16 protein-coding genes and 1 pseudogene are annotated in these 24,546 nt (G+C 69.8%); 5 read left to right on the top strand and 12 right to left on the bottom strand.

Features of this window, described 5'->3' with window-relative positions; translation table 11 throughout:
* Positions 1 to 203: 203 nt before the first annotated feature.
* The 4 genes from lanKC to ACIBLC_RS27925 all read left to right on the top strand — a co-directional run bounded on the left by lanKC (position 204) and on the right by ACIBLC_RS27925 (position 6,808).
* On the top strand, positions 204 to 2,840 hold the full coding sequence (lanKC, locus tag ACIBLC_RS27940) for a class III lanthionine synthetase LanKC (protein ID WP_399213991.1): 2,637 nt from the start codon (positions 204 to 206) through the stop codon (positions 2,838 to 2,840).
* A 77-nt stretch (positions 2,841 to 2,917) separates the two neighbouring features.
* Positions 2,918 to 3,034 carry a SapB/AmfS family lanthipeptide gene (locus ACIBLC_RS27935; RefSeq protein WP_399213989.1) on the top strand — a complete coding sequence of 39 codons (117 nt, stop codon included), beginning with the start codon at positions 2,918 to 2,920 and terminating at the stop codon, positions 3,032 to 3,034.
* 88 nt (positions 3,035 to 3,122) lie between these two features.
* Entirely contained in the window at positions 3,123 to 4,934 is a 1,812-nt protein-coding gene (locus ACIBLC_RS27930) for an ABC transporter ATP-binding protein (RefSeq protein ID WP_399213988.1), read from the top strand.
* Positions 4,931 to 6,808: an ATP-binding cassette domain-containing protein gene (locus ACIBLC_RS27925; protein ID WP_399213987.1), complete on the top strand. Its 1,878-nt coding sequence runs from the start codon at positions 4,931 to 4,933 to the stop codon at positions 6,806 to 6,808. The genes ACIBLC_RS27930 and ACIBLC_RS27925 overlap by 4 nt, the downstream gene beginning before the upstream one ends.
* Here the strand turns inward: ACIBLC_RS27925 and ACIBLC_RS27920 are convergent.
* The 3 genes and pseudogenes from ACIBLC_RS27920 to ACIBLC_RS27910 all read right to left on the bottom strand — a co-directional run.
* Positions 6,734 to 7,216, bottom strand: a pseudogene (locus ACIBLC_RS27920) (LuxR C-terminal-related transcriptional regulator); the annotation flags it as partial. The gene ACIBLC_RS27925 and the pseudogene ACIBLC_RS27920 overlap by 75 nt on opposite strands.
* Positions 7,217 to 7,647: 431 nt before the next feature.
* Positions 7,648 to 8,535 (bottom strand): PaaX family transcriptional regulator C-terminal domain-containing protein, encoded by an 888-nt coding sequence (locus tag ACIBLC_RS27915; RefSeq protein ID WP_399213985.1) that lies wholly within the window; start codon positions 8,533 to 8,535, stop codon positions 7,648 to 7,650.
* Between the two features lie 49 nt (positions 8,536 to 8,584).
* The gene (locus ACIBLC_RS27910; RefSeq protein ID WP_399213984.1) at positions 8,585 to 9,976 is read right to left on the bottom strand and encodes an alpha/beta hydrolase family protein; all 1,392 of its coding nucleotides are present in this window, start codon (positions 9,974 to 9,976) and stop codon (positions 8,585 to 8,587) included.
* Positions 9,977 to 10,282: 306 nt separating this feature from the next.
* Here ACIBLC_RS27910 and ACIBLC_RS27905 point away from each other — a divergent pair, with 306 nt between their 5' ends.
* Positions 10,283 to 11,260: an ABC transporter substrate-binding protein gene (locus ACIBLC_RS27905; RefSeq protein WP_399213983.1), complete on the top strand. Its 978-nt coding sequence runs from the start codon at positions 10,283 to 10,285 to the stop codon at positions 11,258 to 11,260.
* Between the two features lie 115 nt (positions 11,261 to 11,375).
* Here the strand turns inward: ACIBLC_RS27905 and ACIBLC_RS27900 are convergent, their stop codons facing one another.
* The 9 genes from ACIBLC_RS27900 to ACIBLC_RS27860 all read right to left on the bottom strand — a co-directional run bounded on the left by ACIBLC_RS27900 (position 11,376) and on the right by ACIBLC_RS27860 (position 24,272).
* On the bottom strand, positions 11,376 to 14,351 hold the full coding sequence (locus ACIBLC_RS27900) for a glycoside hydrolase family 2 TIM barrel-domain containing protein (RefSeq protein ID WP_399213982.1): 2,976 nt from the start codon (positions 14,349 to 14,351) through the stop codon (positions 11,376 to 11,378).
* Between the two features lie 105 nt (positions 14,352 to 14,456).
* On the bottom strand, positions 14,457 to 17,186 hold the full coding sequence (locus ACIBLC_RS27895) for a glycosyl hydrolase-related protein (RefSeq protein WP_399213981.1): 2,730 nt from the start codon (positions 17,184 to 17,186) through the stop codon (positions 14,457 to 14,459).
* 59 nt (positions 17,187 to 17,245) lie between these two features.
* Entirely contained in the window at positions 17,246 to 18,052 is an 807-nt protein-coding gene (locus ACIBLC_RS27890; RefSeq protein WP_399214144.1) for a carbohydrate ABC transporter permease, read from the bottom strand.
* A gap of 47 nt (positions 18,053 to 18,099) precedes the next feature.
* Entirely contained in the window at positions 18,100 to 19,050 is a 951-nt protein-coding gene (locus ACIBLC_RS27885) for a carbohydrate ABC transporter permease (protein WP_399213980.1), read from the bottom strand.
* A gap of 7 nt (positions 19,051 to 19,057) precedes the next feature.
* Positions 19,058 to 20,392, bottom strand: coding sequence for an ABC transporter substrate-binding protein (locus tag ACIBLC_RS27880; protein ID WP_399213979.1), 1,335 nt, complete (start codon positions 20,390 to 20,392; stop codon positions 19,058 to 19,060).
* Between the two features lie 301 nt (positions 20,393 to 20,693).
* Complete coding sequence (locus ACIBLC_RS27875) at positions 20,694 to 21,698, bottom strand: LacI family DNA-binding transcriptional regulator (protein WP_399213978.1); 1,005 nt, start codon at positions 21,696 to 21,698, stop codon at positions 20,694 to 20,696.
* A 212-nt stretch (positions 21,699 to 21,910) separates the two neighbouring features.
* Positions 21,911 to 22,360, bottom strand: a complete 450-nt coding sequence (locus ACIBLC_RS27870; protein ID WP_399213977.1) for a DoxX family protein — start codon at positions 22,358 to 22,360, stop codon at positions 21,911 to 21,913.
* Between the two features lie 293 nt (positions 22,361 to 22,653).
* Positions 22,654 to 23,607, bottom strand: coding sequence for a phosphotransferase family protein (locus tag ACIBLC_RS27865; RefSeq protein ID WP_399214143.1), 954 nt, complete (start codon positions 23,605 to 23,607; stop codon positions 22,654 to 22,656).
* 191 nt (positions 23,608 to 23,798) lie between these two features.
* The gene (locus tag ACIBLC_RS27860) at positions 23,799 to 24,272 is read right to left on the bottom strand and encodes a hypothetical protein (protein WP_399213975.1); all 474 of its coding nucleotides are present in this window, start codon (positions 24,270 to 24,272) and stop codon (positions 23,799 to 23,801) included.
* Between the last annotated feature and the right edge of the window lie 274 nt (positions 24,273 to 24,546).

Raw genomic sequence — 24,546 nt, 5'->3', positions numbered from 1 at the left:
AAGGACTCGATGCCGACCAGGCGCATCGCCACGAACTGGCACAACCGACGTGCCCCGCGGGCCTGTTGAGCAGCGCCCGGCTACCGCCCGCGTCAGCCCTCACGCGAAAAGCCGTGCATTCCTCACGGTGACCTCGTGACAGGTGTGACTGTCCGTGCCCGGGTTGAGGTGGAACTCTCAATCAAGAGCCGGAGGGGGTTTCCATGGACAAGCGCTACGAGGTCTACGCACTGGCCGACAGACACTTCTACGAGACGCCCGACCGGCTGGCCGGAGAGGGGCTCGACGCGGCGCCCGCCTACGAGACGGCCAAGCGGGCGGTGCCCACCGGATGGCGGGCGGCGCGGATCGGCGACTGGCTGGCACTGACGCCCGTCGACACGGAGGGCAGGCCGCGGTCCGGGCCGACCCAGGGGTGGAAGATCCACGCCTCGGCCACGCGGGAGAACGCGGAGCGGATAGCCGGCATCGTGTGGGACTACTGCGTGCCGAGGGCGATCCCGTTCAAGTTCGTCCCGGGTCCGCACCTGCTGCACCTGCGGAACGTGAAGTACGCGGCCCGCGACGGGAGCGGCAAGTTCGTCACCCTCTACCCGGCCGACGAGCAGCAGCTCCAGACCGTGCTGGAAGAACTGGGCGCGTTACTGGAGGGCTTCGACGGCCCGTACATCCTCACCGACCTGCGCTGGAACGAGGGACCGCTGTACGTGCGCTACGGCGCCTTCGCACGGTCCTTCGTCGTCGACGACCGCGGCACGCTGGTGCCCGCCGTGACGGACAGCGAGGGCCGGCTGGTCCCGGACCGGCGCGCGCCCTCCTTCCAGGTGCCGGAGTGGGTGACGCTGCCCGCGTTCCTGGAACCCCAGCTCGCGGCACGCAACACCACCACGGTCGGCGACCTGCCGTACCGCATCGAGAAGGCACTGCACTTCTCCAACGGCGGCGGTGTGTACTCGGGCGTCGACACCCGGGACGGACAGCGGGTCGTCCTCAAGGAAGGACGGCCGCACGCCGGGCTCGCCGCCGACGGGGCGGACGCCGTCACCCGGCTCGCGCGGGAGAAGTACGCCCTGGAGCGGGTGTCCGGGCTCGGCGTGGTGCCCGAGGTGCGTGACTGGTTCACCCTCGGTGACCACAGCTTCCTCGTCATGAGCTTCCTGGAGGGGCGGCCGCTCAACTCCTACTTCGCCGAGCGGCATCCACTGCTCTCCCCCGACCCCGACCCGGCCGCGGTCGCCGACTACACGGCCTGGGCACTGCGCATCAACCGCATGGTCGAAGAAGTGGTGGAGGCCGTGCACGGGCGCGGGATCGCCTTCAACGACCTGCACGTCTTCAACATCATGGTCGCCCCCGACGAGCAGTCGGTCTCCCTCCTCGACTTCGAGGCGGCGGCGCCGATCGAGGAGGACGGCCGCCAGGTCGTCGCCCACCCCGGGTTCTTCGCGCCGCCCGACCGGCGGGGCGCGGACGTGGACCGGTACGCGCTGGCGTGCCTGCGGCTCGCCCTGTTCATGCCGGTCACCACGCTGTTCGTGGTCGACCGGGCAAAGGCCGCGCATCTCGCCGAGGTCATCCTCGGTCAGTTCCCGGATGTGCCGAGGGCGTTCCTGGAGGAGGCGGTCACCGAGATCACCCGGACTCCGGCGTCCTCCCGCGCCGCTGGGGAGTCGTCCGCGGCCGTGTCGCCTTCCGCCGTGCCCTCCTCGCCGTACGCCACTCTCGCCGAGCCCGGCGACTGGCCGTACAGCCGTGACTCGATGGTCAAGGCGATCCTCGCCTCGGCGACCCCGGAGCGCGACGACCGCCTTTTCCCCGGCGACATCACGCAGTTCTCCGAGGGCGGCGGCCTCGGAGTCGCATACGGCGCGGCGGGCGTCCTGTACGCCTTGTCGCAGACCGGGGTGGACCGGTACGAGGAGGGCGAGCGCTGGCTGCTCGACCACACGGACCCGGTGCCGGCCGGAACGCCGCTCGGGCTGTACGACGGGATCGCCGGCGTCGCGTACGTCCTCGGCAGGCTCGGGCACCGGCAGCGGGCACTGGATCTCGTCGACACCGTCCTCCACGAGAAGTGGCACAAGCTCTCGTCCGACCTCCAGGGCGGTCTCGCCGGACTCGGCCTGGTCCTGGACGAGTTGGGCCGTACGGCCGGGGAGCCCGAGCTGGAGACACGGGCCGCGGAGGTGGCGCGGATCCTCCAGGAACGCCTGGCCGAGCCGCGGCCCGCCACGAAGAAGCGACGTGCCGGACTCATGCGCGGCGCGAGCGGACCCGCGCTGTTCCTGCTGCGCCGGTACGAGTCGACCGGCGATCCGGCGCTGCTCGCGTCGGCCGCCGAGGCACTGCGGCGTGACCTGGAGTGCTGCCTCGTGCACCCGGGCGGCAGTCTCGAGGTCGACGAGGGATGGCGCACGCTGCCCTATCTCGGCGACGGCAGCACCGGGATCGGCATGGTGCTCGACGACTACCTCGGACACGCCGAGGACGAACCCGGCGACGGGAAGGGCGAGTTCGCGCAGGCACGCGCGGGCATCCTCACCGCCTCGACCTCGCGCTTCTACGCCCAACCAGGGATGTTCCAGGGCAGGGCCGGCATGGTCCTGCATCTGAGTCGCACCGGCGCGGCGCCCGAACGGGTAGCCGAGCAGGTCGCTGGACTCGGCTGGTTCGCGATGCCCTATCAAGGCCAACTGGCTTTCCCAGGCCACCAGATGATGCGTCTCTCCATGGACCTGGGCACCGGAACGGCAGGGTGCCTGCTCGCGCTGGGCGCCGCCCTCGACGGCGAGGTTCCCGCACAACTGCCGTTCCTGCCGCCGCCTCGACGGCGGCCCTGATACTCGGCTCCGCCACCTGGCGGAGTCGTGAACCAACCCCGTCCCCGCACAGGGAACACGACGAAAGGAAAGAAGACATGGCCCTTCTCGACCTGCAGACGATGGAGTCCGACGAGACCACCGGCACGGGCGGTCCCAGCACACTCAGCCTGCTCTCGTGCGTCAGCGCCGCCAGCATCACGCTCTGTCTCTGACAGCACCGTGCCCACGGCTCCGGACGGTTCCCGCCTCTTCACGAGGCGGGGCCGTCCGGGGTCCGTCCTCGTTTCGGGAGGCCGCACGGTGACCGTTTCCCCTGGCCCCGCCACCTCGTCCCGCCCTGACCGGCCGTCCGCCTCGACGGGCGACGCGCTGCTGCTCGCGGCGGCCCGCCACAGCGGTGTCCGCTGTGTGGCCCTGGGGCTGATGGCCCTGGCCGCGACGGCGGCGAACCTCCTGCTCCCGGCCACGCTCGGCCGAGCGCTCGACGTCCTGCTCACCGACCCCTCCCAGGCCACCCGCTGGGTGCTGTACTGCACGGCCCTGGTGCTCGTACTCGCCGTGCTCGACGCCTGCGAGACGGTACTCGGCGCTACGACGAACGCCCGGGCCACCGCATGGCTGCGCGAGCGACTGACCGGGCATGTGCTGGCCGCGGGCCCGCGGGCCGGCCACCGCTTCGGACCGGGCGAACTCGTCGCGCGCCTCGTGGGCAACGCCGGCCAGGCGGGAGCCGCTCCGGCGACACTCGCCGGTCTGCTCGCCGCTCTGGCAGCTCCCCTCGGGGCGGTCGTGGCGCTCTGGCTCATCGACTACCGGCTGGCGCTGGTCTTCCTCGGTGGGATGCCCGTCGTCGCGGCCCTCCTCAAGCGCTTCACCCGCAACTCCTCGGAGTGCGTGGCGCGTTACCAGGACGCGCAGGGTCGGATCGCGGGCTCGCTCACGGAGGCGATCGACGGAGCACGCACCATCGCGGCGGCCGGGACCGCCGACAAGGAGGTGGCGCGCATCCTGCGTCCGCTTCCCGAACTCTCCCGCGAGGGCCACCGGATGTGGCGCGTCCAGGGGCGCGCCGCCGCGCAGGCGGTCGCGGTGGCGCCACTGCTGCAGATCGCGGTGCTGGCCACGGCGGGACTCCTGCTCACCCGACACGCGCTCAGCGTCGGTGAGTTGCTCGCCGCCTCCCGGTACGCGGTGCTGGCGGCGGGCGTCGGTGTCCTGGTCAGCCGGCTCGGCGGACTGATCGAGGCACGGGCCTCGGCGCGGCGCCTCGGCGACCTGCTGGACGTGCCCGCGACGGCGCACGGGACCCGGCATCTCCCGCCCGGCCGGGGGAACTTGGAACTGAGGGACGTCACGGTGCGCCGCGGCGGACGGACCGTGCTGGACGGTGTGGACCTCATCGTCCCCGGCGGGACCACACTGGCCGTCGTCGGACGCTCGGGCACGGGCAAGTCGCTGCTCGCCGCCCTCGCCGGCCGGCTGGCCGACCCGGACGACGGTGACGTGCTCCTCGACGGTGTACCGCTGCCTGAGCTGGACCGGCACGAACTGCGCCGCGAGATCGGTTATGCCTTCGAGCGTCCCGCCCTGCTCGGCGACAGCGTCGAGGCCACGATCGGCTTCGGCCGTCCCACGCCCCCCGCGCACCGGATCCGGGCCGCCGCCCGCACGGCCCGCGCCGACGATTTCGTCCGACGCCTGCCGCACGGCTACGCGACACCATGCGCCGAGGCACCGCTGTCCGGTGGGGAGGTCCAACGCCTCGGTCTGGCAAGGGCGTTCGCCCGCGGCGGCCGACTGCTGATCCTGGACGACGCGCTGTCGAGCCTGGACACCGTGACCGAACGGCACGTCACCGAGGCGCTCTTCAGGAACATGCCCGGATGCAGCCGCCTGATCGTCGCCCACCGGGCGTCGACGGCGGCCCGGGCGGACAACGTGGCATGGCTGGACGCAGGCCGGGTGCGGGCGGTGGGACGGCACGAGGAGCTGTGGACGATGGCCGAGTACCGACGGGTGTTCGGGGGCGGTACGGCCGCGGACGAGGCCGCGGGGCCGTCGGGCCGGGACGCGGGGCCGTCGCACCAGGAGCGCGCTGGAGGCAGCCGATGAACGGCGACCGGATGTACCGGCGCGGGTTCCGCTTCCTGCGGGCCAGGTGGCGCGTGGTCGCGCGGCTCGCCGCGTGGTCCGTGCTGGAGTCCGGACAGACCTTCCTCACCGGGTACGCGCTCGCGCGGGCCCTCGACGCGGGGTTCCTGGCCGGACGGGCGACGGTGGGACTCGGCTGGCTCGGGGCCGCCGCCGTCGCCGTTCTCGCCGGGGCGTTCGGCACCGGGCGGGTCTACGCGGCCGTCGCCGCGCTGGTCGAGCCGTTGCGGGACCGGCTCGTGCGGGACGTGGTCGACCGGGGGGTGCGGGACGCGGACAGGGGCGCGCTGTCCCGGCTCACCCAGCAGGTGGAGATCGCCCGCGACACGTTCGCCGGGATCGTGATGGTGTCCCGTTCCTTCGTGTTCACCGCCGCGGGCGCCCTGGTCGGCCTGTTCTCGCTCGCTCCGCTGCTCCTCCTCGTCGTCGTGCCGCCGCTCGCCGCCGGAGTGGCCCTGTTCGTGCTGACCCTGCGACCGCTCACCCGCCGACAGGAGGCCTTCCTCGTCGCCGACGAGGAACTCGCCGCTCAACTGGGCGCCGTCTGCCCGGGGTTGCGGGACATCACGGCCGCCGGTGCCGAGGAACAGGTCGCGGCCGGCGCGCAGGAGCGGATCGGTGCCGAGCAGCGTGCCGCGCGCTCGCTGGCCCGCTGGGGCGTGCTGAGGGTGGTGTCCCTGACGATCGGCGGACAGCTCCCGCTCGTGCTCCTGCTCGCCACCGCGCCCTGGCTCCTCGCACACGGCGTCACGGCGGGCGCCCTGGTGGGCGCACTCTCGTACGTCGGCCAGTCCCTGCTCCCGGCCCTGCAGAACCTCATCCACGGCCTGGGCACGAGCGGCTCCAGGCTGGCGGTGGTCCTGCGCCGCCTCTCGCCGGGCGACCCGGTCACCACACCGGACGCGGGGCTCGAGCCGACTCCGGCATCACTACCGGTACCGACCCCTTCGACGGCCTCGGCGGCATGCTCGGCCCCGCCCGCAGCCGTCACGCTCTCCCATCTCACCTTCGCCTACGGCCCCTCCAGCGAGCCCGTGATCGAGAACCTCGATCTGTCGGTCCCGCACGGCACCCACCTGGCGATCGTGGGCCCCAGCGGCATCGGCAAGTCCACGCTCACCGCGCTCATGGCCGGACTCCTCGAACCGACCGGTGGTTCCGTGGACGTACGCGGGGTGCCCGGCGCCCGTCCCACGGAGCACCGCGTACTCATCCCCCAGGAGGCGTACGTCTTCACCGGGACGCTCGCCGAGAACCTCGGTCATCTGCGGGCGGGAGCCGTGCCGGAGGCGGAGTTGCTGACCGCGGCGGAGGACGTGGGGATGACCGCACTGCTCGAGAGGCTGGGCGGGCCGACGGGCCAGGTCACGCCGGGAACCCTGTCGGCGGGCGAGCGCCAGCTCATCGCGCTGGCGCGCGCCCACCTCGCGTACGCCCCCCTGGTCCTGCTCGACGAGGCGACCTGTCACCTCGACCCCGAGGCGGAGGCCCGCGCGGAGCGCGCCTTCGCACGGCGGGGCGGCACCCTCGTGGTGGTGGCGCACCGGGTCAGCTCCGCACTGCGGGCCGACCGGGTGCTGGTCATGGACGGCCGCAGCACCGCGTACGGCGCCCACGAACAACTGCTGGAGCGCTCGCCTCTCTACCGAGACCTGGTCGGGGCCTGGTCGGGCCCCTCACAACCAGCCCTCTCCCTGCGAGATCCGGATGGCGTCGACGCGGTTGCGGGCGCCGGTCTTCCGCGTGATGGCCGCCATGTAGTTGCGTACGGTCCCGTTGGACAGATGAAGACTGCCGGCGATCTCCGCGACGGAGGCGCCGTCGGCGGCGAGTGAGAGCACGCTCAGCTCTCTTCGGGTCAGGGGCATCCGCGCGGCCTGGAGGAAGCCGAAGCCGAGCGAGTCGTCGACGAAGCGCTCGCCCGCGTCCACACTCCGGATCGCGGAGACGAGCCGCTGCGGCGAGCTCTCCTGGTCAACGAAGCCGCGCGCCCCGGCGTCGAACGCGCGCCGTAGCAGACCGGGCTTGCGCGCCGTGGCCAGCACCAGCAGTCGGGGGTCCTTACCCTTCCGACCGCAGAGTTCGCCCAGCGGCGGCGTTCCGAACGAGTCCGCCCGCTCGATGTCTGCCGCGCAGATGTCCGGCTGCAGTGATCGAACGCTCCTGCGCGCACCGCCCCACGGAGCCTCGAACACCAGCAGGTCGGCTTCTCGACGGAGCCACTCCGCCAGTACCGATCTCATCAGACACACGTCGTGCACCAGAAGCACCCGGATCACACTCGCCCCTCCTGTACCCCATCTTGCCTTTCCGCCTGACCGCTCCGTCGTGCCGCGCTCCCCCTGTTGCGTCGCTTTCTGGGGGTGCCCAATGACTGGCGCGACCCACATTTCCCATTTCGCGGGCGTGAAGAACCAGCCACCAGGGCGTGCGTCGGCGCGCAGGCGGCGCGCGAGCGCTGTTTCGCACGCCGAGCGCGGGGCGTGCGGGCGGATCCGGGAGGTGCCGGCGACCGCCCGCGCCGGGGCGGACGTCACGGCGGACTCCCGGGCACCTTCGCCGTGCGGGAACCGCCACAGGCTCTTCGCCGCGCTTCGCCCTGCTCGGCACGGCGTTCCGTCCTGGGCACTCTCGCCGACATCGAAGACCGAATCATGGCCGAACAGCAGCGTGGTCAAGGCACGTCGAGCGGCACGGTGTCGAGGATGGTTGAGGCCATCAGGTGGGCCTGGGCCTCGGTGCGGGCGGCAACACGGTGGAAGGTCTCCTCCGCCTGCCGGGCGGGCCAGTTGGGCGGAAGATGCTGCTCGGGCAGCCGGGGATCGGTACGGATGATCCCGAGCCACTCGCTGACCAGCCGCAGCCGGGTCGCGATGGCGTCGCCGGTGCCCGCATCCGGATGGTCGCTCCAGCACCGGATGAATTCGGTGTAGCGGGCGGCCAGTGAGTCCAGGTCCCAGGTGTCGCGGACCATGAGGCGGATGTCGGTCCCCTCGTCGGCGCGGGCGTGGAAGACCTTGACGTACGCGGAGAGGTCGAGCTCGGTGATCACGTCCGTGACATCGGCGGGTCCGGGGGCGATCCACAGGCCGTTGTAGAGGGGGCCGAAACCGGCCCAGGTGAGGCGCGAGCGGAGGTCGTGACGCTGGCGCTGCCAGGACTCGGGGAGTGAGAAGCCGAGGAGCGTCCAGGTGCCGTCCCAGTCGTCGTTGACAGCGCTGGTCTCCCAGATCCGGCGGCGGCCGTCCTCCAGTATCTGGGTGGCGAGCGGGGTCAGGCCGAAGTACATGCGCCGCCCCTGCCGTTGGCGGAGCAGCAGGCCGCGATTGACCATGCGAGTGAGCGTGGAACGGACGGCCTGCTCGCCGACGCCGACGCGGGCGAGGATGTCGATGACACTGCCCGAGTAGACACAGAGCGGGCCCTCGGTCAGAGCGTGGTTTCCGAAGAAGGCCAGCAGGAGTGACTGCGGGCGTGCCGCGGAACTCCCCGCACGGGCCGGGGAGTCGGGCGGTTCCGGCGGGTGCGGGAGGTCCCGCTGGGGTGTGGCGTTCACGTTCACGCGAGCAAGAGTACGGTCGCCCGGAGCACGCCGAGCAGACGGAGCTGAGTCACCTGCGGGGCCCGTCGCACGCCGAGGACCGGTCGTACGGGCGGGGGTAACTCGCGGGCGTGTACGCGATGTAGCGCGCGGCGGAAGCCGGGTCGGCCTCGGTCGCCCGGGCGTTGAGGTCGGCGGGAGCGGTTTTCGACCAGTTTCCGGTGTCGACGCGGTTCTCCAGGGTGTGCAGGGCGGCGATCTGCTCGCCGGTGCTGAAGGTGCAATGGCCGGCGTTGTCGACGTACCGCTGGCGAAGCAGCGACGCCGAGCCCCCGGCGCGCGCCGCGCGGGCATAGGCGCTCTCGGCCTGCACAGGGATCAGTGCGTCGCCGGTGGTGTGGATGTTGAGCTGCGGTTTGGTGAGGCGGCCCGTGAAGGTGCTGGTGCGGCTCATCCAGTCGACGGCATTCGGGTCGGCGCTGGTCCTCGGCGCGTTCCTGAGGGATGCCAGGTCGGTCTTCAGCGACAGCTTGGCCTCCTTGTAGAGCTCGGTGACCTCTTTGCGGTAGGGGGACCGACCGAGCATGGCGGTGTAGTCGACGCCGGTGTTCCACGACATGTTGCCGTCCGCCCGGGTCTCCGCCTCCTGCCGCCATGCGAAGGCGGGAAGCCTCACGAGTCCGACGAGGGCCTGGTACTGGGCCGCCTGCCGGCTGTCCCAGTCGGTGGGGGCCGGGCGGGGCTGTGAGGGATCGTTCCAACCGGGAATGTTGTGCAGCGTCGCGGCCAGGGCGATGCGGGCTCGGCCCGCGGCCGTCTGCTGGGCGGTGCCGACGACACCGGTCATGGCGGCGGCCTGCTCGGCGGCGACGGCGGGGCTGCCCAGTCCGGTGAGGCGGATACCGGAGTCGGGCGCGAGAAGGGTCTTCAGGGCGAACACCGGGTCAAGGGTGCTGTTCCAGTTGGCCACCCCGCCCTGGACCAGTCCGCACATGGAGAGCGAACCGGCGATGCGTGACGCGTGCCGCTCGGCGATCGCGGTGGTGACGAGACCGCCGTAGGAGGTGCCCCAGGCGATGGTCCGCCGGGCCGGTCCGAAGCGGGACGTGAACGCGTCGAGGGTCGCGAGCTGGTCGGGTACGGCGTCGGTCACCGCCCAGCCGTTGGTGGCGTACGACGAACCGATCAGCGCGTACCCCTGGCCGAGCAGCAGTTGTCCCGTGGTGTCGTCCGGGGAGTCGCGCGCCGGGTTCGGCGCGCCGACCGGGGTGTAGCCGTGGCTGTAGAGCAGGACGGTCCCGTTCCACCTGGCCGGCATGTCCATGAGGTAGGCCGCGCCCGACGGTAGATGGCCCTCGATACGGGCTGCTTCCGCGGCCTGGGCTGTGGACGGGGCGAAGGGTGCGGCGAGAAGCAGTACCGCGAGGGTGGTGAGCGTACGGGTGCGGATGCGGTGGCTCACGGGCCGGAGCTCCTCGTGGTGGGGGTGGTGGCGCGGGGACGGAGATCGGCAAATTCCTTCGGCCGGGGGGACTGACACGGCGAAAGTAGATGTGTAGATTGCGGGCGTCAAGAATCTGCACAACATCAAGTCTGGCCGTCTCCGCAGACCCCCTCGCGCCCCGCAGACTTCCTCTCGCCCCGCAGATCTCACGTCGCCAGGGCAAGCGCTCATCGCTGTCAGCGTTCTTGCCGCATGGATACCGCCGATTCGGACGTCCGGTTCCCCCCGCACGGCACACATCTCGCTCTCCTCAAGGAGGAGCCCATGCACAGGTGCACACTCGGGCTGGCCCTCGTCACCATGACCGTCGCCGGCATCACCGCGTGCGGTTCGCCGGACTCGGGCAGCGCTGCCGCCTCGTCGGCCGAGGACGGCAAGGCAACCCAGGTCACCGTCGGCGTCATTCCCATCGTCGACGTGGCGCCGCTCTACCTCGGACAGAAGAAGGGCTTCTTCAGCAGTCGCGGCATCGACCTGAAGATGGTGAGCGCCCAGGGCGGCGCCGCGATCATCCCCGGTGTGGTGAGCGGCCAGTTCCAGTTCGGTTTCAGTAACACCACCTCCCTGATGCTTGCCCAGACCAGGGGCGTGCCGGTCAAGTCCGTGGTCAACGGCGCAGCCTCCAACGGCAAGGTGGGCGCCGACGTCACCGCAGTCCTCGTCGAGAAGGACAGCCCGGTCAAGTCGGCCAGGGACCTCGCCGGGCGCACCGTGGCCGTCAACACCCTGCAGAACATCGGCGACACGACGGTCCGCGAGTCGGTGCGCACTGACGGCGGCGACCCCGCCGAGGTCAAGTTCGTCGAGATCCCCTTCGACCAGATGCCGGCCGCCCTGGACGGCGGGCGCGTGGACGCCGCGTGGATGGGCGAGCCGGCCCAGACCATCGCCAAGGGGCAGGGCGCACGGGTGGTGGCCTCACCGTTCGCCGAGACGGACCCGAAGCTCACCGTCGCCACGTACTTCACTTCGACGAAGATCGCGCAGCGGAATCCGGCCCTGGTCAAGCAGTTCGAGGAGGCGATGACCGAGTCGCTGGAGTACGCCTCCAGCCACCCCGACGAAGCACGCCAGATCCTCACCACCTACACCAAGATCGGCAGCGACGTGCTGACGAAGCTCACGCTGCCGAACTGGCCCGCCCAGGTCGACATCGCGTCCCTGGAGAAGCTCGCCGAACTCGGCGAACAGGACGGCATCTTCAGCGGCAAGAAGCCGGACATCGGAGCGCTGTTCTCGTAACCACCACGCACGTCCCGCAACCGGGTCGTACGTCGCTCCCTCCGGCGCACGGTCACTCGCGAGATCCTCTTCGGCGGCAACAGGGAGACCCGGGCGGGGGCATCGGCGCGGACCTCTATCCCGCCGAGATGCGCAGCCTGATCGTGCGCGCCTCCGGGCGGAGCGCGAACTCGGGCCACACGTCCGGTCCGCACGCACGCGAGCCGAGACCGTGTTGCGCCGCATCGATGATCAGGTGGCTCGTCGTCGAGTCGCCGAGCTCGAAGGGGTGGCCGGCTCGGGCGATCTGCTGGGGGGTGTGGCGGCTGAGGGTGAAGCCGGGGCGGCGCCCCCGGCTGTCGGGGAGGGCCTCTATGCGCAGCACCTCGGTGGCAGCACTCGTCAGTGTCAGCCGGCGGAGCTCGGAGCGGTGTCCGGTTTCCTGAGGGCGCGCGTAGTCGACCGAAAGGTCGCGGATCGTGGACGAGAAGCGGCCCGTGCGAGCCGCGCGGAGACTGTCGGGATAGGACTCCAGTGGGCCCAGGCCGAACCACTCCGCCCCGTCCACGGGAGCCACGGCGTCGGGCAGCTCGAAGCGGATCCCGATCCGAGGCCACCCGGTGCGCCAGCCACGCGAGGGCTCGATCTCCACGCGCAGCTCCAACTCACCCTCTTCGATGGACCAGTTGGACTCCACCATCACCCACAACACGGAGTTCGCCGCGGAGACCTTGTCGAGCGTGCGCAGGGCGTCCTCGGCGTGCTCCACGGAGAGGCGCCGGGTGGTGAGCCGGTCGAGGCCGTCACGACGCCACAGGTCCGCGTTGGACACCCCGGCGATGCTGGCGTCGCTCTCCTCGACCTCGTCGGACGGGCTTTCGTCGTTGTCGGTCGGCGCGCGGAACAGCTCCAGCCGTGGCCCGCTCACGGCGCGGCCGGCCAGGCTGGCGAGTGATCCGCCGGTGAACCCGGCGGTTCCGAGCGACAGGGTTCCGTCACCCGGTCGCCAGTCGTTCCGTGAGCGGACCGCGGGCACGGGTTGCCGTGTCGAGCAGTCCAGTTGGGCCGTCGCGATCACATGTCCCGCGGGTGCCCATGGGGTTGGCGCTGCCAGCGTCGCGTCGATCGTGAGCCACGTCTCGGCATCGGGGCTGACGGTGATCTGAGGCAGTGGCGCCCGCCCCGACTCGCAGGCGTCGACGACGGGGAGCTCCAAGTCCCCTGAATCGACGGGGACTCCATCGTGTTCGACCCGCCAGCGGAAACGCAGGTCGGACGTGTCGGCCGAATGCCGCAGGTTCGTGACCGCGACTTTCCCGTCGTCGAAGACGAACTCCACCGGCTGCACGGCCGCCTTGTACTCGTGGAGGCTGGGGGTGGGGACGTCGTCGCTCAACAGCATGCCGTCCATCACGAAGTTGCCGTCGTGCACGACCTCTCCGAAGTCGCCGCCGTAGGCGTAGTACGGCGTCCCGTCCGGGGCGGTGGCGAGGATGCCGTGATCGCGCCATTCCCATACGAAGCCGCCGTGCAGCCGCGGATACTGCCGTGCGAGTGCCTCGTACTGGTCGAACGCGCCCGGCCCGTTGCCCATCGCGTGCGCGTACTCGCACAGCAGGAACGGCTTGGCGCGCTGCCGGGCGCTCTGCGCGGGAGTGCAGTTCAGCAGCGTGGAGCGCGCGCTGTCCGTGCCGATCCGCTCGGTCTCCGGCACCGACGCGTACATGCGCGAGTAGATGTCGGTGTACTCGCCGGTGTAGTCACCTTCGTAGTGCACAGGACGTCCGGTGTCGCGGGCGTGGACCCACGCCGACATGGCGGCCAGATTGCCACCGGTCCCGGCTTCGTTGCCGAGCGACCAGATGACGATGCTGGGATGGTTCTTGTCCCGTTCGACGGTGCGCCGGACGCGGTCCAGAAATGCCTCGCGCCAGGCCGGGTCGTCACTCGGATTGCCGGCCCAGTCGACCTTTTCGAAGCCGTGCGTCTCCAGATCGCATTCGAGGACCACCCAGAAGCCGAGTTCGTCGGCCAGGTCGAGCAGCCGGGGATGCGGGGGGTAGTGGCTGGTGCGGATGGCGTTGACGTTGAACCGCTTCATGCGGGCCAGGTCCTCGCGGGCGTGCTCCTCGTCGAAGACGCGGCCGCGCTCGGGGTGCGTCTCATGCCGGTTCACCCCGTGGAACACGACTCGGCTGCCGTTGACCAGGAACCGGTCGCCGCGGATCTCGACCGTGCGGAACCCCGTACGCAGCGCGATGCTCTCCGCGGCCGTGAACACGGTGGTGTCGTACAGGCGGGGCCGTTCGGCCGACCAGGGCTCCACGCCGGTGACGTCGAGGGGAGCCACGTCGGCCGGCGTGGCCCATACGTGTTCGATACCGAGTTCCGGGATGCGCAGGGTGACCGGGAACGCGGCCGCGTCGGCGGTGATCTCCGCTTCGATCCGTCCGCGCCCGTGGTCGAAGCCGGTCCGCAGCCAGACGTCCTCGATGCCTCCGGCGGGCCGGGCGACCAGGGTGACATCGCGGAAGATGCCCGGCAGCCACCACTGGTCCTGGTCCTCGACATAGCTGGCCGCCGACCACTGATGTACCCGTACGGCGACGACGTTGTCGCCCGTGCACACCGCGGAGGTCACGTCGAATTCGTGGGCGAGCCGGCTCCCGCTCGCGCTGCCGATCTCGACGCCGTTGACCCACACCCGGAACAGCGACTCGACGCCGTCGAAGCGCAGCACCACCCGTTCGGCGTCCGACCAGTCGGCGGGGACGTCGAAGTGGCGGCGGTAGTCGCCGGTCGGGTTCTCGTCCGGAACGTGGGGCGGGTCGATCGGGAAGGGGAACTGGATGTTCGTGTAGATCGGCCGGCCGTACGCTCCGTCGCCCTCCAGCACCCAGTGGGACGGCACGGGAATGCTGTCCCAGCCGTGGTCGTCGAAGCCGTCGGCGGCGAATTCCTCCGTGACCGACGCCGTCGGCGACAGCCGGAACCGCCACGGCCCGTTCAGTGAGCACGAGGGCGCGTCGGAGTGCAGCCACGAGCGCGCCGGGAGCAGTGCGCCACGCCCTGGCGCGATGTCCGAAACCTGGGGGGAGAGCTCGGTGGGCAAGAGGTCACAACGCTTTCTTGGTGTCACGGGGGAAGCTGACGTCGACCGCGATCGCCGTGCGGGGCGGCGTATCGCCAATGGGGTCCACCGGTGTACGACGGTGCTCTACCGGAGTACGACCGTGCGGATCTCCCATGGCCCGAGGTCGAGTTCGAGATGGTCCGAGGCCTCGGTGCGGGAGATCGGCCGGCCGAGCAGATCCACGGTGGTGGCCTCGGAGAACGCGCCTGTCACGCGGACCGTGGACCCGGTGTCGTGCATCGCGGCCAGCCGCACCTCGGTGCCGGCCCCGAACTCGTCGTCGGTGACGCGGCGGACGCTGGACACAAGGACGTTCGGGCCGTCGACCCGCAACCCGGCTGTGTCGGGCGGCAGTTGGCCTCCGCCGGGCGCGGTCCCGCGGGTGACGAGCACGTCGTTGCGGAACTCCTCGGCGAGAGCGACCGCGTTCGCCCCGCGCCACCCGGTCGCGGAGGGGAGGACGGCGAAGCGGTTCTGGATACGCATACCGAGGTCCTGCGCTCCCGGCGCGGGGATCTCGCTCGCCGCGGGTTCGTCGCGGAGAGGATGGATGTTGACGCTGATCGAGCCGATCGCGCGCAGCAGTGTGACGGCGAGTTCGGAGCCGTCCCCGACGAGTTCGTACTCGCTGGAGTGGTCGAGCAGGACAGTGGCGGTGCCGGCCGACACGAACGTACTGGCCGGGAAGGTCGGCAGTGGGTACTCGCCCCAGCCGCCCTCGGCGGTGAGACCGCGCTCGGTGACGGCGAACTGCCCGGCGGAGGAGGACGTGGTCACCGGCTCGGGCAGCGGCACGTGGAAGCGCAGCCGGTGGTCCGCCGACTGGTTCAAGAACGAGGTGGAGATCCGCACGAAGGGTTCCCCGACACGTACCTCCACGAGTGTCTCCACCGGTGTCGGCAGGGTCCGTTCGTCGCGCAGGTCGCGGTCGGAGGAGAGCGCGGCGGGCCACGCGTAGACGCGGGTGACACGCAGCCGTGACCGCAGCGGGCCGTCCTCGAGAAGCTCGACGGTGACCTCCGTCGGGTCCGAGACAAGGACGTCATGCGCCGGAGGAGCGTAGTTGTAGCTGTCGCCGCGGTCACCGCCGTCGACGAGGCGACCGACGCCGTTCAGTACGGTGCCGTCCGAACCGGTGATGTCCAGTGTGCCGTCGGCGGTGACCGCGACCTCGATCAGGCCGTTGGAAAGTGTGCTGGCCGTCGCCGTCGCGGGCGGGTACGAAGACGGCGGGGCGGAGGTGTCCTCGCGCGGCTCGACCCGGAAGGCGGTCAGCCCCGAGGCGGGAACCCGCACGGGCACGAGGGCAGTGGCCCGGGCCTCTTCCACCGTCAGTACCCGCCACTCCCCCGGATGCGCGGCGGCCGCGGCGGCGACCTCCCGGCGCAGGATCAGCAGGTCGAACGGCCCGCCGGCGGGAACCTCGGCGAGGTGGAAGACGAGCGAGCCGGCGGTGAGTTCGTAGTGGTCGATGAGCCGGCCGAACAGTTCGCGGCGGTGGATACGGCGCAGCACGCGTTCGAGTTGTGAGGCGTCCATGCGCTCGTCGCTGAGGACCGTCGGTGCCTCGGCGATCAGCTGTACGGGGTGCGCGGTGCCGTCGGCGGCGGTCGCGACCAGCCTCGTTCCCTCGGGCGGGGCGACGACGTCCACCTCGACCAGCGTCGTGCGCTCGATGGGCAGCGGGTTGGCGATCAGATGGCCGTCGCTCGGCACCAGGGCGGCGGGTTCGGCGAGCGCCGCGTCCCGGACGGCGCGTGCGGTCTGTGCGGCCTCCGCGAGGCGGGCGGCGACCTGGTCACATGTCTCGTCGGTACCGGAGCCGACGACCGAGTCGTGCGCGGTCGACTCGATGATCTTGTGCCAGGCGAGGGAGAGGAACGGTGAGTCGTCGCGCTGGGACCACAGGGCGTTCATCCGCTCGGCGTGGTCGATCGTGCGCTCGGCGACCGCCATCCGCTGCTTGAGCCCGAGCCGTACGGAGAGCACGCCCGGGAGGATGTTGCCGCGCACATGGCTGCGCAACTCCCCGGTGACGACGGCGGACACCTCGTCACGCACGTGCTTGCGGAGGTACTCGTCGAGGGTCGCGATGGTGATGGCGCGCCCCTCGGCGGACGCCTGCCGCAGCCACGCCGCGAGGTGCGGGTCGGGCGCGTTGTGGTCGGTGCCGGCCATCGCCAGGACCGGATCGCCGCCCCAGCGCTCGACCGTCATCTCCGCGTACTCGCCCAGCGCGCGGCCGATCTGGTCGGGCACGAGAAGGACGTCGAGCCCGTTGTCGTAGCCGTCGAAGAGGAACTCGGTGCGCACCTCGGAGCCGTCGGGCGCGCGCCAGCGGAAGGCGTGGCCGTCGACGGAGCTGGGCACACCGCGCCACAGTGCCGCGTGTTCGATGCCGGCGCGCGCGAGGATCTGCGGCATCTGCGCGACGTGGCCGAACATGTCCGGCAGATAGCCGATGGACATCGCGCCGCCGAGCTCCGCCGCCGCCGCCCACCCCATCTGAAGGTTGCGGACGATGGTCTCGCCGGAGCAGAGGAACTCGTCCAGCAGGATGAGCCAGGGCCCGATCGCGAGCCGTCCCTCGGTGACCAGGGCCACGACCCGGGCACGGTTCTCCGGCCGCATCTCCAGGTAGTCCTCGATCGCGGCCATCTGCCCGTCGACGGTGAACCGGAAGTCCGGGTTCGCCTCGGCCGTCTCCAGCACGGTGTCGAGGGCGGCGACCAGCCGGTGCCGGAAGACCTGGAACGGCTCGTACCACTCCCGGTCCCAGTGGAAATGGGGCACGAAGACGGCGGAGTTGCTCATGGCGAGAGGAACCTTCTGTGCTGATGGAGCTTGCGGAGACGGAGAGCGGGCGCGAGCGGTCACTTGAGGGAACCGGCGGCGAGACCGGTGCGCCAGAACCTCTGGAGGAGGATGAACACGATGATCACCGGCACGATCGACACAAGTGAACCGGTGATGACGGACTGCTGGAGAAGAGGGGCCCGGGCGGTCTGACCGTTCCACTGGTACAGGCCGAGTGTGATCGGGAACAGCTCCTCCTTCTGCAGCATGACCATCGGCAGGAAGAAGTTGTTCCAGATGGCGACGAACTGGAAGAGGAAGATGGTCACCAGGGCCGGTGTCATCAGCTTGAACGCCACCGAGAAGAACGTACGGAACTCACCCGCGCCGTCCAGGCGTGCCGACTCGATCAGTTCCTGGGGCACGGCCGCGTTGGCGAAGATGCGTGCCAGGTAGACACCGAACGGGCTGACGATGCTGGGCAGGAACACCGCGAAGTAGGTGTTGACGAGACCGGTCGCCGAGAACAGCAGGAACAGCGGGAGCGCCAGCGCGGTGGTGGGCACGAGTACGCCGCCGAGGATGACGGAGAAGAGGAACTCCCGCCCACGGAAGCGGAACTTGGCGAGCGCGTAGCCGCACAGTGCGGAGATCAGGGTGCCGACTGCCGCTCCCAGCACCGCGTAGATCACGGTGTTGACGGCCCACCGTCCGAAGATGCCGTCGCTGCGGGTGAACAGGACGCGCAGGTTCTCGAACAGGTTGAAGTGCGAGAAGGCCAGCCCGTTGGTGGTGGCGAGGTCCCCCTGCGGCTTGGTGGCCGCGACGATGAGGAAGTAGATCGGGAGCAGGAAGTAGATGGCCAGCAGGAGCATCAGGGCCATGGCCGCCGTGCGGCTGCCCGCGCTTTCACGGTTCACGGATGGGTTGCTCACAGGCCGGCCCTCTTCGAGGTCAGTCGCATGAATCCGAAGCTCAGGACGAAGGTGATGACGGCGATGACCACGGAGATCGCCGCGGCCTGCTGGTAGTTGTTCCCCGACGCCACCGCGTAGGCGAGCATGTTCGGCGTGAACGTGCTCGAGATGTTCGAGGAGATCTGCCGCAGCACGGCCGGCTCCGCGTACAGCTGGAGGGTCCCGATGATCGAGAACACCGTGGTGAGGACGATCGACGGGGCGATGATCGGCACCTTGACCTGCCACGCGATGGCCCAGTTGCTGGCGCCGTCGAGCTTGGCGGCCTCGTACAGCTCCTGCGGGATCGACTGCAGGGCCGAGTACATGATGAGCATGTTGTAACCGGTCCACAGCCAGGTGGAGATGTTCGCCGCCGACCAGAGCACGGTCCCGGGACCGAGGAAGTCGGGTTGGAGACCGATGCCGTTCAGCAGGTCCACGACGGGGCTGAGCTGCGGTGAGTAGAGGTACGACCACATGATCGCGGCGATCACACCGGGCACGGCGTACGGCATGAACGCGGTGATGCGGAAGACAGACCTGAGCTTCAGCAGCGGAGTGTCGAGGAGCAGGGCCATGATCAGGGCGACGAACAGCATGACCGGCACCTGCACGACGCCGAACAGTCCGATGCGCCCGATGCTGGACCAGAACTCGGTGTTCTCGAAGACCTTCTGGTACTGCTCGAAACCGCCGAAGCTCGTGTACGAGGTGCCGTACTGGCCTCCGCTGCGGTGCACGGTGCGGAAACTCTGCCAGAGCGCGTAGCCGACCGGCACCAGGTAGAACAGCACGAACGGGAGGAAGAAGGGAATCAGGAACGCGGTGATGGTGCCCGCCCGGGGGCCGCCGCCGTTGAGATGACGGCGGCGGCCCCCGGGCGACTTCACCACGCGCGTCGCACGGGTCGCGAGGTCGGTCATGCCGCGATCACTCGCCTGCCGTGACCGGGATCGCCTGGTCCTTCATCGACTTCAGCGCGGCCGTCTGGGCTGCCGACAGCGCGTCGGTGAGCGTGCCGTCGCCTGCTGCCGCCTTGGCCATCGCGTCCTGGAGCGCGAGGTTCACCGTCTTCTGGGTGGGACCCCAGGCGAAGCTGGTGTCGATGTTCTTGGACGACTCCGCGAAGACGTCGAAGATCTTCTCGTTGTTGTAGTAAGGAACGCCCTCGGACAGCGCGGGCAGGTCCAGCCCGGCGTTGGCGGCCGGGTAGAGACCGCCGAGCTTGTTCTCCAGGGCGAGGGCTTCGGGGTCGGTGTTGAGCCAGGTGTTGAACTTGACGGACTCGTAGAGGTGTTCGCCGCCCTTCATGAACGCGACCGTCGAGCCACCCCAGTCACCGGAAGCGCCGTTCGCGCCCCACGTCGGCATCGGGACGATGCTCCACTTCCCGGCCTGCTTGGGCAGGTTGTCGCGGAACATGCTGTAACCCCAGGCGGCGCCGACGTAGCTGGCGATCTGGTCCTTCTGGTACGCGGCGTACATCTGCGTCGAACCGTTGGCCAGGTCGGTGCGCACGACCTTGTCGGCGATCAGCTTCTGCCAGTACTCCGCGACCTGCTTGCTCTGGTCCGACTCGACGGTGACGTGCCACTTGTCGCCGGAGTAGCTGTACATCTTGGCGTTGTTCTGCCAGATGAGCCCGTTGAACCATTCGGCGTTGTTGGGGTCGAAGAACGTGATGTCGAGGTCGGGGTCGGCCTTGTGCAACTTCTCGGCGGCCGCCGCGTACTCGTCCCAGGTCTTGGGGACGGCGACGTCGTACTTCTTGAAGATGTCACTGCGTACGTAGAGCGCCATCGGTCCGGTGTCCTGCGGGAGGGCGAACACGCCGGTGTTGGCGAAGCTGGTCTGCGACCAGGTCCACGGCACGAACTTCGACTTGGCCGCGGTGGCTGCCGAGCAGCCGGAGGCGTCCACGAAGGCGTTCTGGGTGCGCAGGTTGGGCAGTTGGTCGTAGCCGACCTGAGCGAGGTCCGGCGCCTTGTCCGCCTTGAGGGCGTTGCCGAGGGTGCCGTACTGGTCGTTGGAGATGTTCTTCGTCTCGACCTGGATGTCCGGGTTCTTCTTGTTCCACAGGTCGACGACATCGTCCATGCCCGGAACCGTGTTCCAGTACTGGAGCGTCACCTTGCCCTTCGCGGGCTCGCAGGACGCAGCGGACGACTCCCCCGAGGAATCGGACGACGAGCATCCGGCGAGTACGACCAGACCGGCTGCCGCGGCGACGGCGGTGAAGCGGATGCGTGTGGCTCTGTTGCTCATATTTTCCGTTCCAGACAACGGCTAGCGACGGTGCTAGGCGGCTCGATGCTGATCCCGCGGGCGGACTGCCTCTGGGTGGAAGGGACAGGATGCAACGGTGTCGGTTCAAGCGCCGAGCGCCGTGGCGAGGTGGGCGGAAATAATCGTTATGGATACTTGTGAGCGGTCCCGTGAACGCTCACGTGAACGCTCACGGGGAAGCTCGGAGGTACCTCGCGAGATGCTGTGCGAAGTGCTCGGAAGTCTGCGCTTCGGCGCCGTTCCATGTCAAGACATTCGAGGCGGACGCGTTTCCGGAGTGTTAAGCGGACCCGCTGAGCCGCAGCTCTGCGTGCACGACCAGCTCAACGGCCGAGAGCGTCTGCGGTCCCGAAAGCAGCCGTGCGACCTGCTCGACAGCGAGCGCGCCGAGCTGCCGCGTGTCGAGGGCGACGCTGGTGAGCGGGGGCTCCAGGAGCGCCCCGAGCTGAAGGCCGTCGAACCCGATGACGGCCAGATCCTGCGGGACGCTTCTGCCGAGCCGTCGGGCTTCCCGTAGGGCGCCGATCGCGATGATGTCGTTGAACGTGAAGACCGCGGTGACATCGGGATGAGCGGTGAGCAGCTCCCTGAGCGCCGCACCGCCGCCGTCGGCCGTCTGATCCGCGCCGACCATCATGTCGGCGTCGATCCCGTGCGCCTTCGCGGCCGATGTGAACCACGTGTGCCGGATGCTCGGCTCGGCCCGGGCGTGGTGGTCGAGCATGCCGATCCGCGTGTGCCCCTTGGCGACCAGGTGTGCGATCGCGGCGTACACCCCGTCCTGGCCCTCGATCCGGATCGAACTGAACCGCGTGGACGTACCCTCACGGCCGATGAGCACCACAGGCATGCCGCGCGTGAACGAGTCGAGTTCGCTGTCGGGGCAGCTGAAGTATCCGATGACCGCGTCGACCTGCGAACTGATCACCTGGAGCGTGCCCCGCTCCTCCTCGGCCCGGTCGGCGGTGTCGTACACGACGACGTGCCAGCCACGGGACCGGGCGGCCTCGATGGCGGAGGCCGCGACCTCGGTGAAGAAGGGGTTGAGCAGATCGGGGATGACCAGTCCGATGGTCATGGTGTCCTGCCGGACCAGGCCCCGGGCGAACCGGCTCGGCCGGTAGTCGAGCGCGCGAGCGGCGTCCAGCACGCGCTGTTTGGTGTCGCTGTCGATCTCGCCCTTGTCGTTGAGCGCCCGCGACACGGTCTGTCGGGACACTCCGGCGGACCTGGCGACGTCGTTGATCGTGACCTTCCGGGGCTCAGCCCCCGATGTCGACACCATCGCCTACCTCCTGCTTCTCGCGAACGCCGGTGCGCGCGCAAAGCCTGAGTATGCACGTCGTGGGCGACGGCACGAAGCCACGCGTTGGACGGACGGGCCGCCTCGCTCGGCTCGCCGGGCGGCCGGGACACAGAGAAAAACGCGACCGCACCGGGTAGTGCGGTGCGGTCGCTTGGCTTGGGGACACTCACCTGGCGGTGATTGATCGTCAGTCACCGGGACTGTTCGGCCACCGGACCCCGGACCGAGTGCGCGTCCCTCTCGCGGCCGGCCAGCCCCGCAAGGGAGAAGGCGCCCGGGCCCGAGAACACGATGAGCAGGAATCCCCAGCAGAAGAGCACCGGGGCAAGTCCCCCGTTCTGCAAGGGGAAGAGGCCGTCGCGCTGGTGTTCCGTGAAGTACGCGAACGCCATGATGCCCGAGCTGATGAACGCCGCACTGCGGGTCGCGACCCCGAGGAGAACAAGGACGCCACACACCAACTCGATCACTCCGGCGTACCAGAATGGCCAGTCCCCCATCGGACTCGCCTTCCGGTCCAGCACCCCGAAGACCGTGGCGGCGCCCTCGCTGGCGAACAACAGGCCAAGGACTATGCGGAACAGGCCCAGCACAAGGGGCTGACGCGTCGTCAGCCAGTCGCCGAGGCGCGGATTGGTCATCGGTACTCCTCGAAGGTGTCACTAAGGAATCAGACGGAAGGAGAGGATGTGGACCACACAGTGCAGGTCGCAGCACCCAGTTGACCGTACGCGGGCAGAGCGCCCGGAGTTCAGACATGCTGTGAAGTCCCTGTGCCTGCGACTCACTTCCGCGATCCCGCCGACCTTTGCGACAACACCGACCCTCCTCCCGCCCCGGCTCCCCCACGGGCTGCCTCGGCGTCCAAAGCATTCTCACCGCGGGCGACCCGGCACGCGACGCCCTCATCACGGCATGATCGGCCGGGCATGACTCAAGCAAGCTCGTCGAACGCGGCGACGAGCTCCGGGGCCACCGACTCACGCACCCAGGCAATGCGCTCGGCATCGACTGCGCGAGGCACGGTCTCGACGAGCATGATCAGGTAGAGGTAGCTGCGGTACAGCGCGAGGCGCTGTCGAGCCGACAGGTCGAACTCGACCCGTCCGCCAGCTTCTTGATAGCCCATCAGAAAGTTCGTGTCCTGCTCGATGTCACCGAGCAGCGCCAGGGAGACGAAGTCCGCGAGGGGGTCTCCCCAGAACATGCGCTCGCCGTCGATGAGTCCGCCGATCCGGGGTGCCGTTCGTGAGCGGTCCACCAGGATGTTGCCCGGCCAGAGGTCGAAGTGGATCAGGCTCGGGACGGTGACCTCGTCCAGCGCGTCGTACGCCGACTTCGCCGTGCGGGCCACCTCGTCCACGGTGCGGGGCAACCAGGCGTGGTAGCGGCGGGCGTCGTCCAGAACGGCGTCGTACATGGTGGTGAAGGCCGTACGCCAGTCCGGGGCGAGCGGTCCGAGAGCACCGGAAGGGTAACCGAACCCGGGGCCGGTCACCGTGTGGAGACGGGCCACAAGTCGGCCCAACTCCCTGCGCAGTACTGGCTGTTCATCGGGCCCCAGGTCGCCCCACGGTGTGCCGGGACAGTGGGTCATCAGGAGCTGACCCTCCAGGGGCGCACGTCCGACGACTTCGGGAGCGGGCACAGCGACCGAGGACGCCGCGCGATAGAACTCCGCCTCCGAGACGAGGAGTTGCTGTTCATGCCGCAGGCCGGGGGCGGTGGGCGGCGGCGGGACCTTCAGCACGTACCGGGTGCCGTCGTTGAGGAGCAGCTCCTCGACCGTGTTGTACGTCCCTCCGGTCAAAGGGCGGCAGTCGGCAAGGGCGTCGGGTGCCAGGCCCGCCGCGTCGAGGGCCATCCGCGCCCGCTCCCAGCCGTCCACCACGCCCACCTTCCCTCGCCTGCGGGCCCACTCCGACAGCTGGGCCCTTCATCCAGAAGGTTGTCACGGATCCCGGTCAGACGTGGTCACTGAACGGGGTCGGGGTGAAGCCTGGAGCAGTGGGCGTCGGCGGCCGACGAACCGACCGGGCGGAGAGCCCTGCACCAGCGCGGCCCATCGTCGGTGGCTCGTCACTCGTCCTTGTCGCTGAACGCCTCGATGCGGCAGCGCTTTTGGAGTTCCGACAGGTTGGGCACGTTGACCTCGCCGGAGGGCCAGGTGTAGCCCTCGCCGTCGGCGTTCGGCTCCACCTTGACGCCGGCCCTGTGCAGACAGGCGATCTCGGCCCGGAAGTCGTCCATGTAGTTCGGGTTCTTCGCACGGTCCAGCTCGGGGGGACCGAGGGGCAGCTTGGATATGCACGCTTTGGCGGCTGCGGGATAGGCGCGTTGGGACTGCTCGGGGACGTCCTTGCCGTCCTTGACGATGGCTTGCATCGGCACCCCGTGGTCATGGATGCAGGCCGACCAGACGTTGAACAGGCGGGTCTCCTCCTCCTCGCTCGTGTCCAGGCGCAGTTGAGGGCGTCCCGCGTCGGGGTCCGGGGTCTGCTTCCCCCGCTCCTTGCCGGACGCAGCGGCGCCCGATTCGGTGATGGATGCCACGCCCGTGCCGGAATCGGTGTCCCCGCCGCACGCGGTGAGGGTGGCGAGCGCGAGGACCGCCGTGGCCGGTACGAGGAGCGTCGATACCCGCCGGAAACCGGAACGGTATCCGGAACCGGGCCTGGACGTCGGGAGGGCAGTGGGGAAGGTTCATGTCTCCTGGTTTCTCTCCGAGGGCTGCGGCATCCGCGAGATCAGCGGGTTCTGCGCGATCTACCCGATCTACGCGATCTGCGGGTTCTGCGGGTTCTGCGAGGGCAGGTTGGGTTCGGGT

The organism is Streptomyces sp. NPDC050535, assembly GCF_044457665.1.
GTDB lineage: Bacteria > Actinomycetota > Actinomycetes > Streptomycetales > Streptomycetaceae > Streptomyces.
The sequence above is the reverse complement of the archived record's forward strand: the minus strand, read 5'-3'. Positions and strand labels throughout refer to the sequence as shown.

Excerpts from the sequence above, each read along its gene's own strand:
- lanKC (WP_399213991.1), top strand. The coding sequence starts at position 204 with ATGGACAAGCGCTACGAGGTCTACGCACTGGCCGACAGACACTTCTAC.
- ACIBLC_RS27875 (WP_399213978.1), bottom strand. The coding sequence starts at position 21,698 with ATGGTGTCGACATCGGGGGCTGAGCCCCGGAAGGTCACGATCAACGAC.
- ACIBLC_RS27890 (WP_399214144.1), bottom strand. The coding sequence starts at position 18,052 with ATGGCCCTGATGCTCCTGCTGGCCATCTACTTCCTGCTCCCGATCTAC.
- ACIBLC_RS27925 (WP_399213987.1), top strand. The coding sequence starts at position 4,931 with ATGAACGGCGACCGGATGTACCGGCGCGGGTTCCGCTTCCTGCGGGCC.
- ACIBLC_RS27880 (WP_399213979.1), bottom strand. The coding sequence starts at position 20,392 with ATGAGCAACAGAGCCACACGCATCCGCTTCACCGCCGTCGCCGCGGCA.
- ACIBLC_RS27905 (WP_399213983.1), top strand. The coding sequence starts at position 10,283 with ATGCACAGGTGCACACTCGGGCTGGCCCTCGTCACCATGACCGTCGCC.
- ACIBLC_RS27870 (WP_399213977.1), bottom strand. The coding sequence starts at position 22,360 with ATGACCAATCCGCGCCTCGGCGACTGGCTGACGACGCGTCAGCCCCTT.
- ACIBLC_RS27935 (WP_399213989.1), top strand. The coding sequence starts at position 2,918 with ATGGCCCTTCTCGACCTGCAGACGATGGAGTCCGACGAGACCACCGGC.
- ACIBLC_RS27895 (WP_399213981.1), bottom strand. The coding sequence starts at position 17,186 with ATGAGCAACTCCGCCGTCTTCGTGCCCCATTTCCACTGGGACCGGGAG.
- ACIBLC_RS27885 (WP_399213980.1), bottom strand. The coding sequence starts at position 19,050 with ATGACCGACCTCGCGACCCGTGCGACGCGCGTGGTGAAGTCGCCCGGG.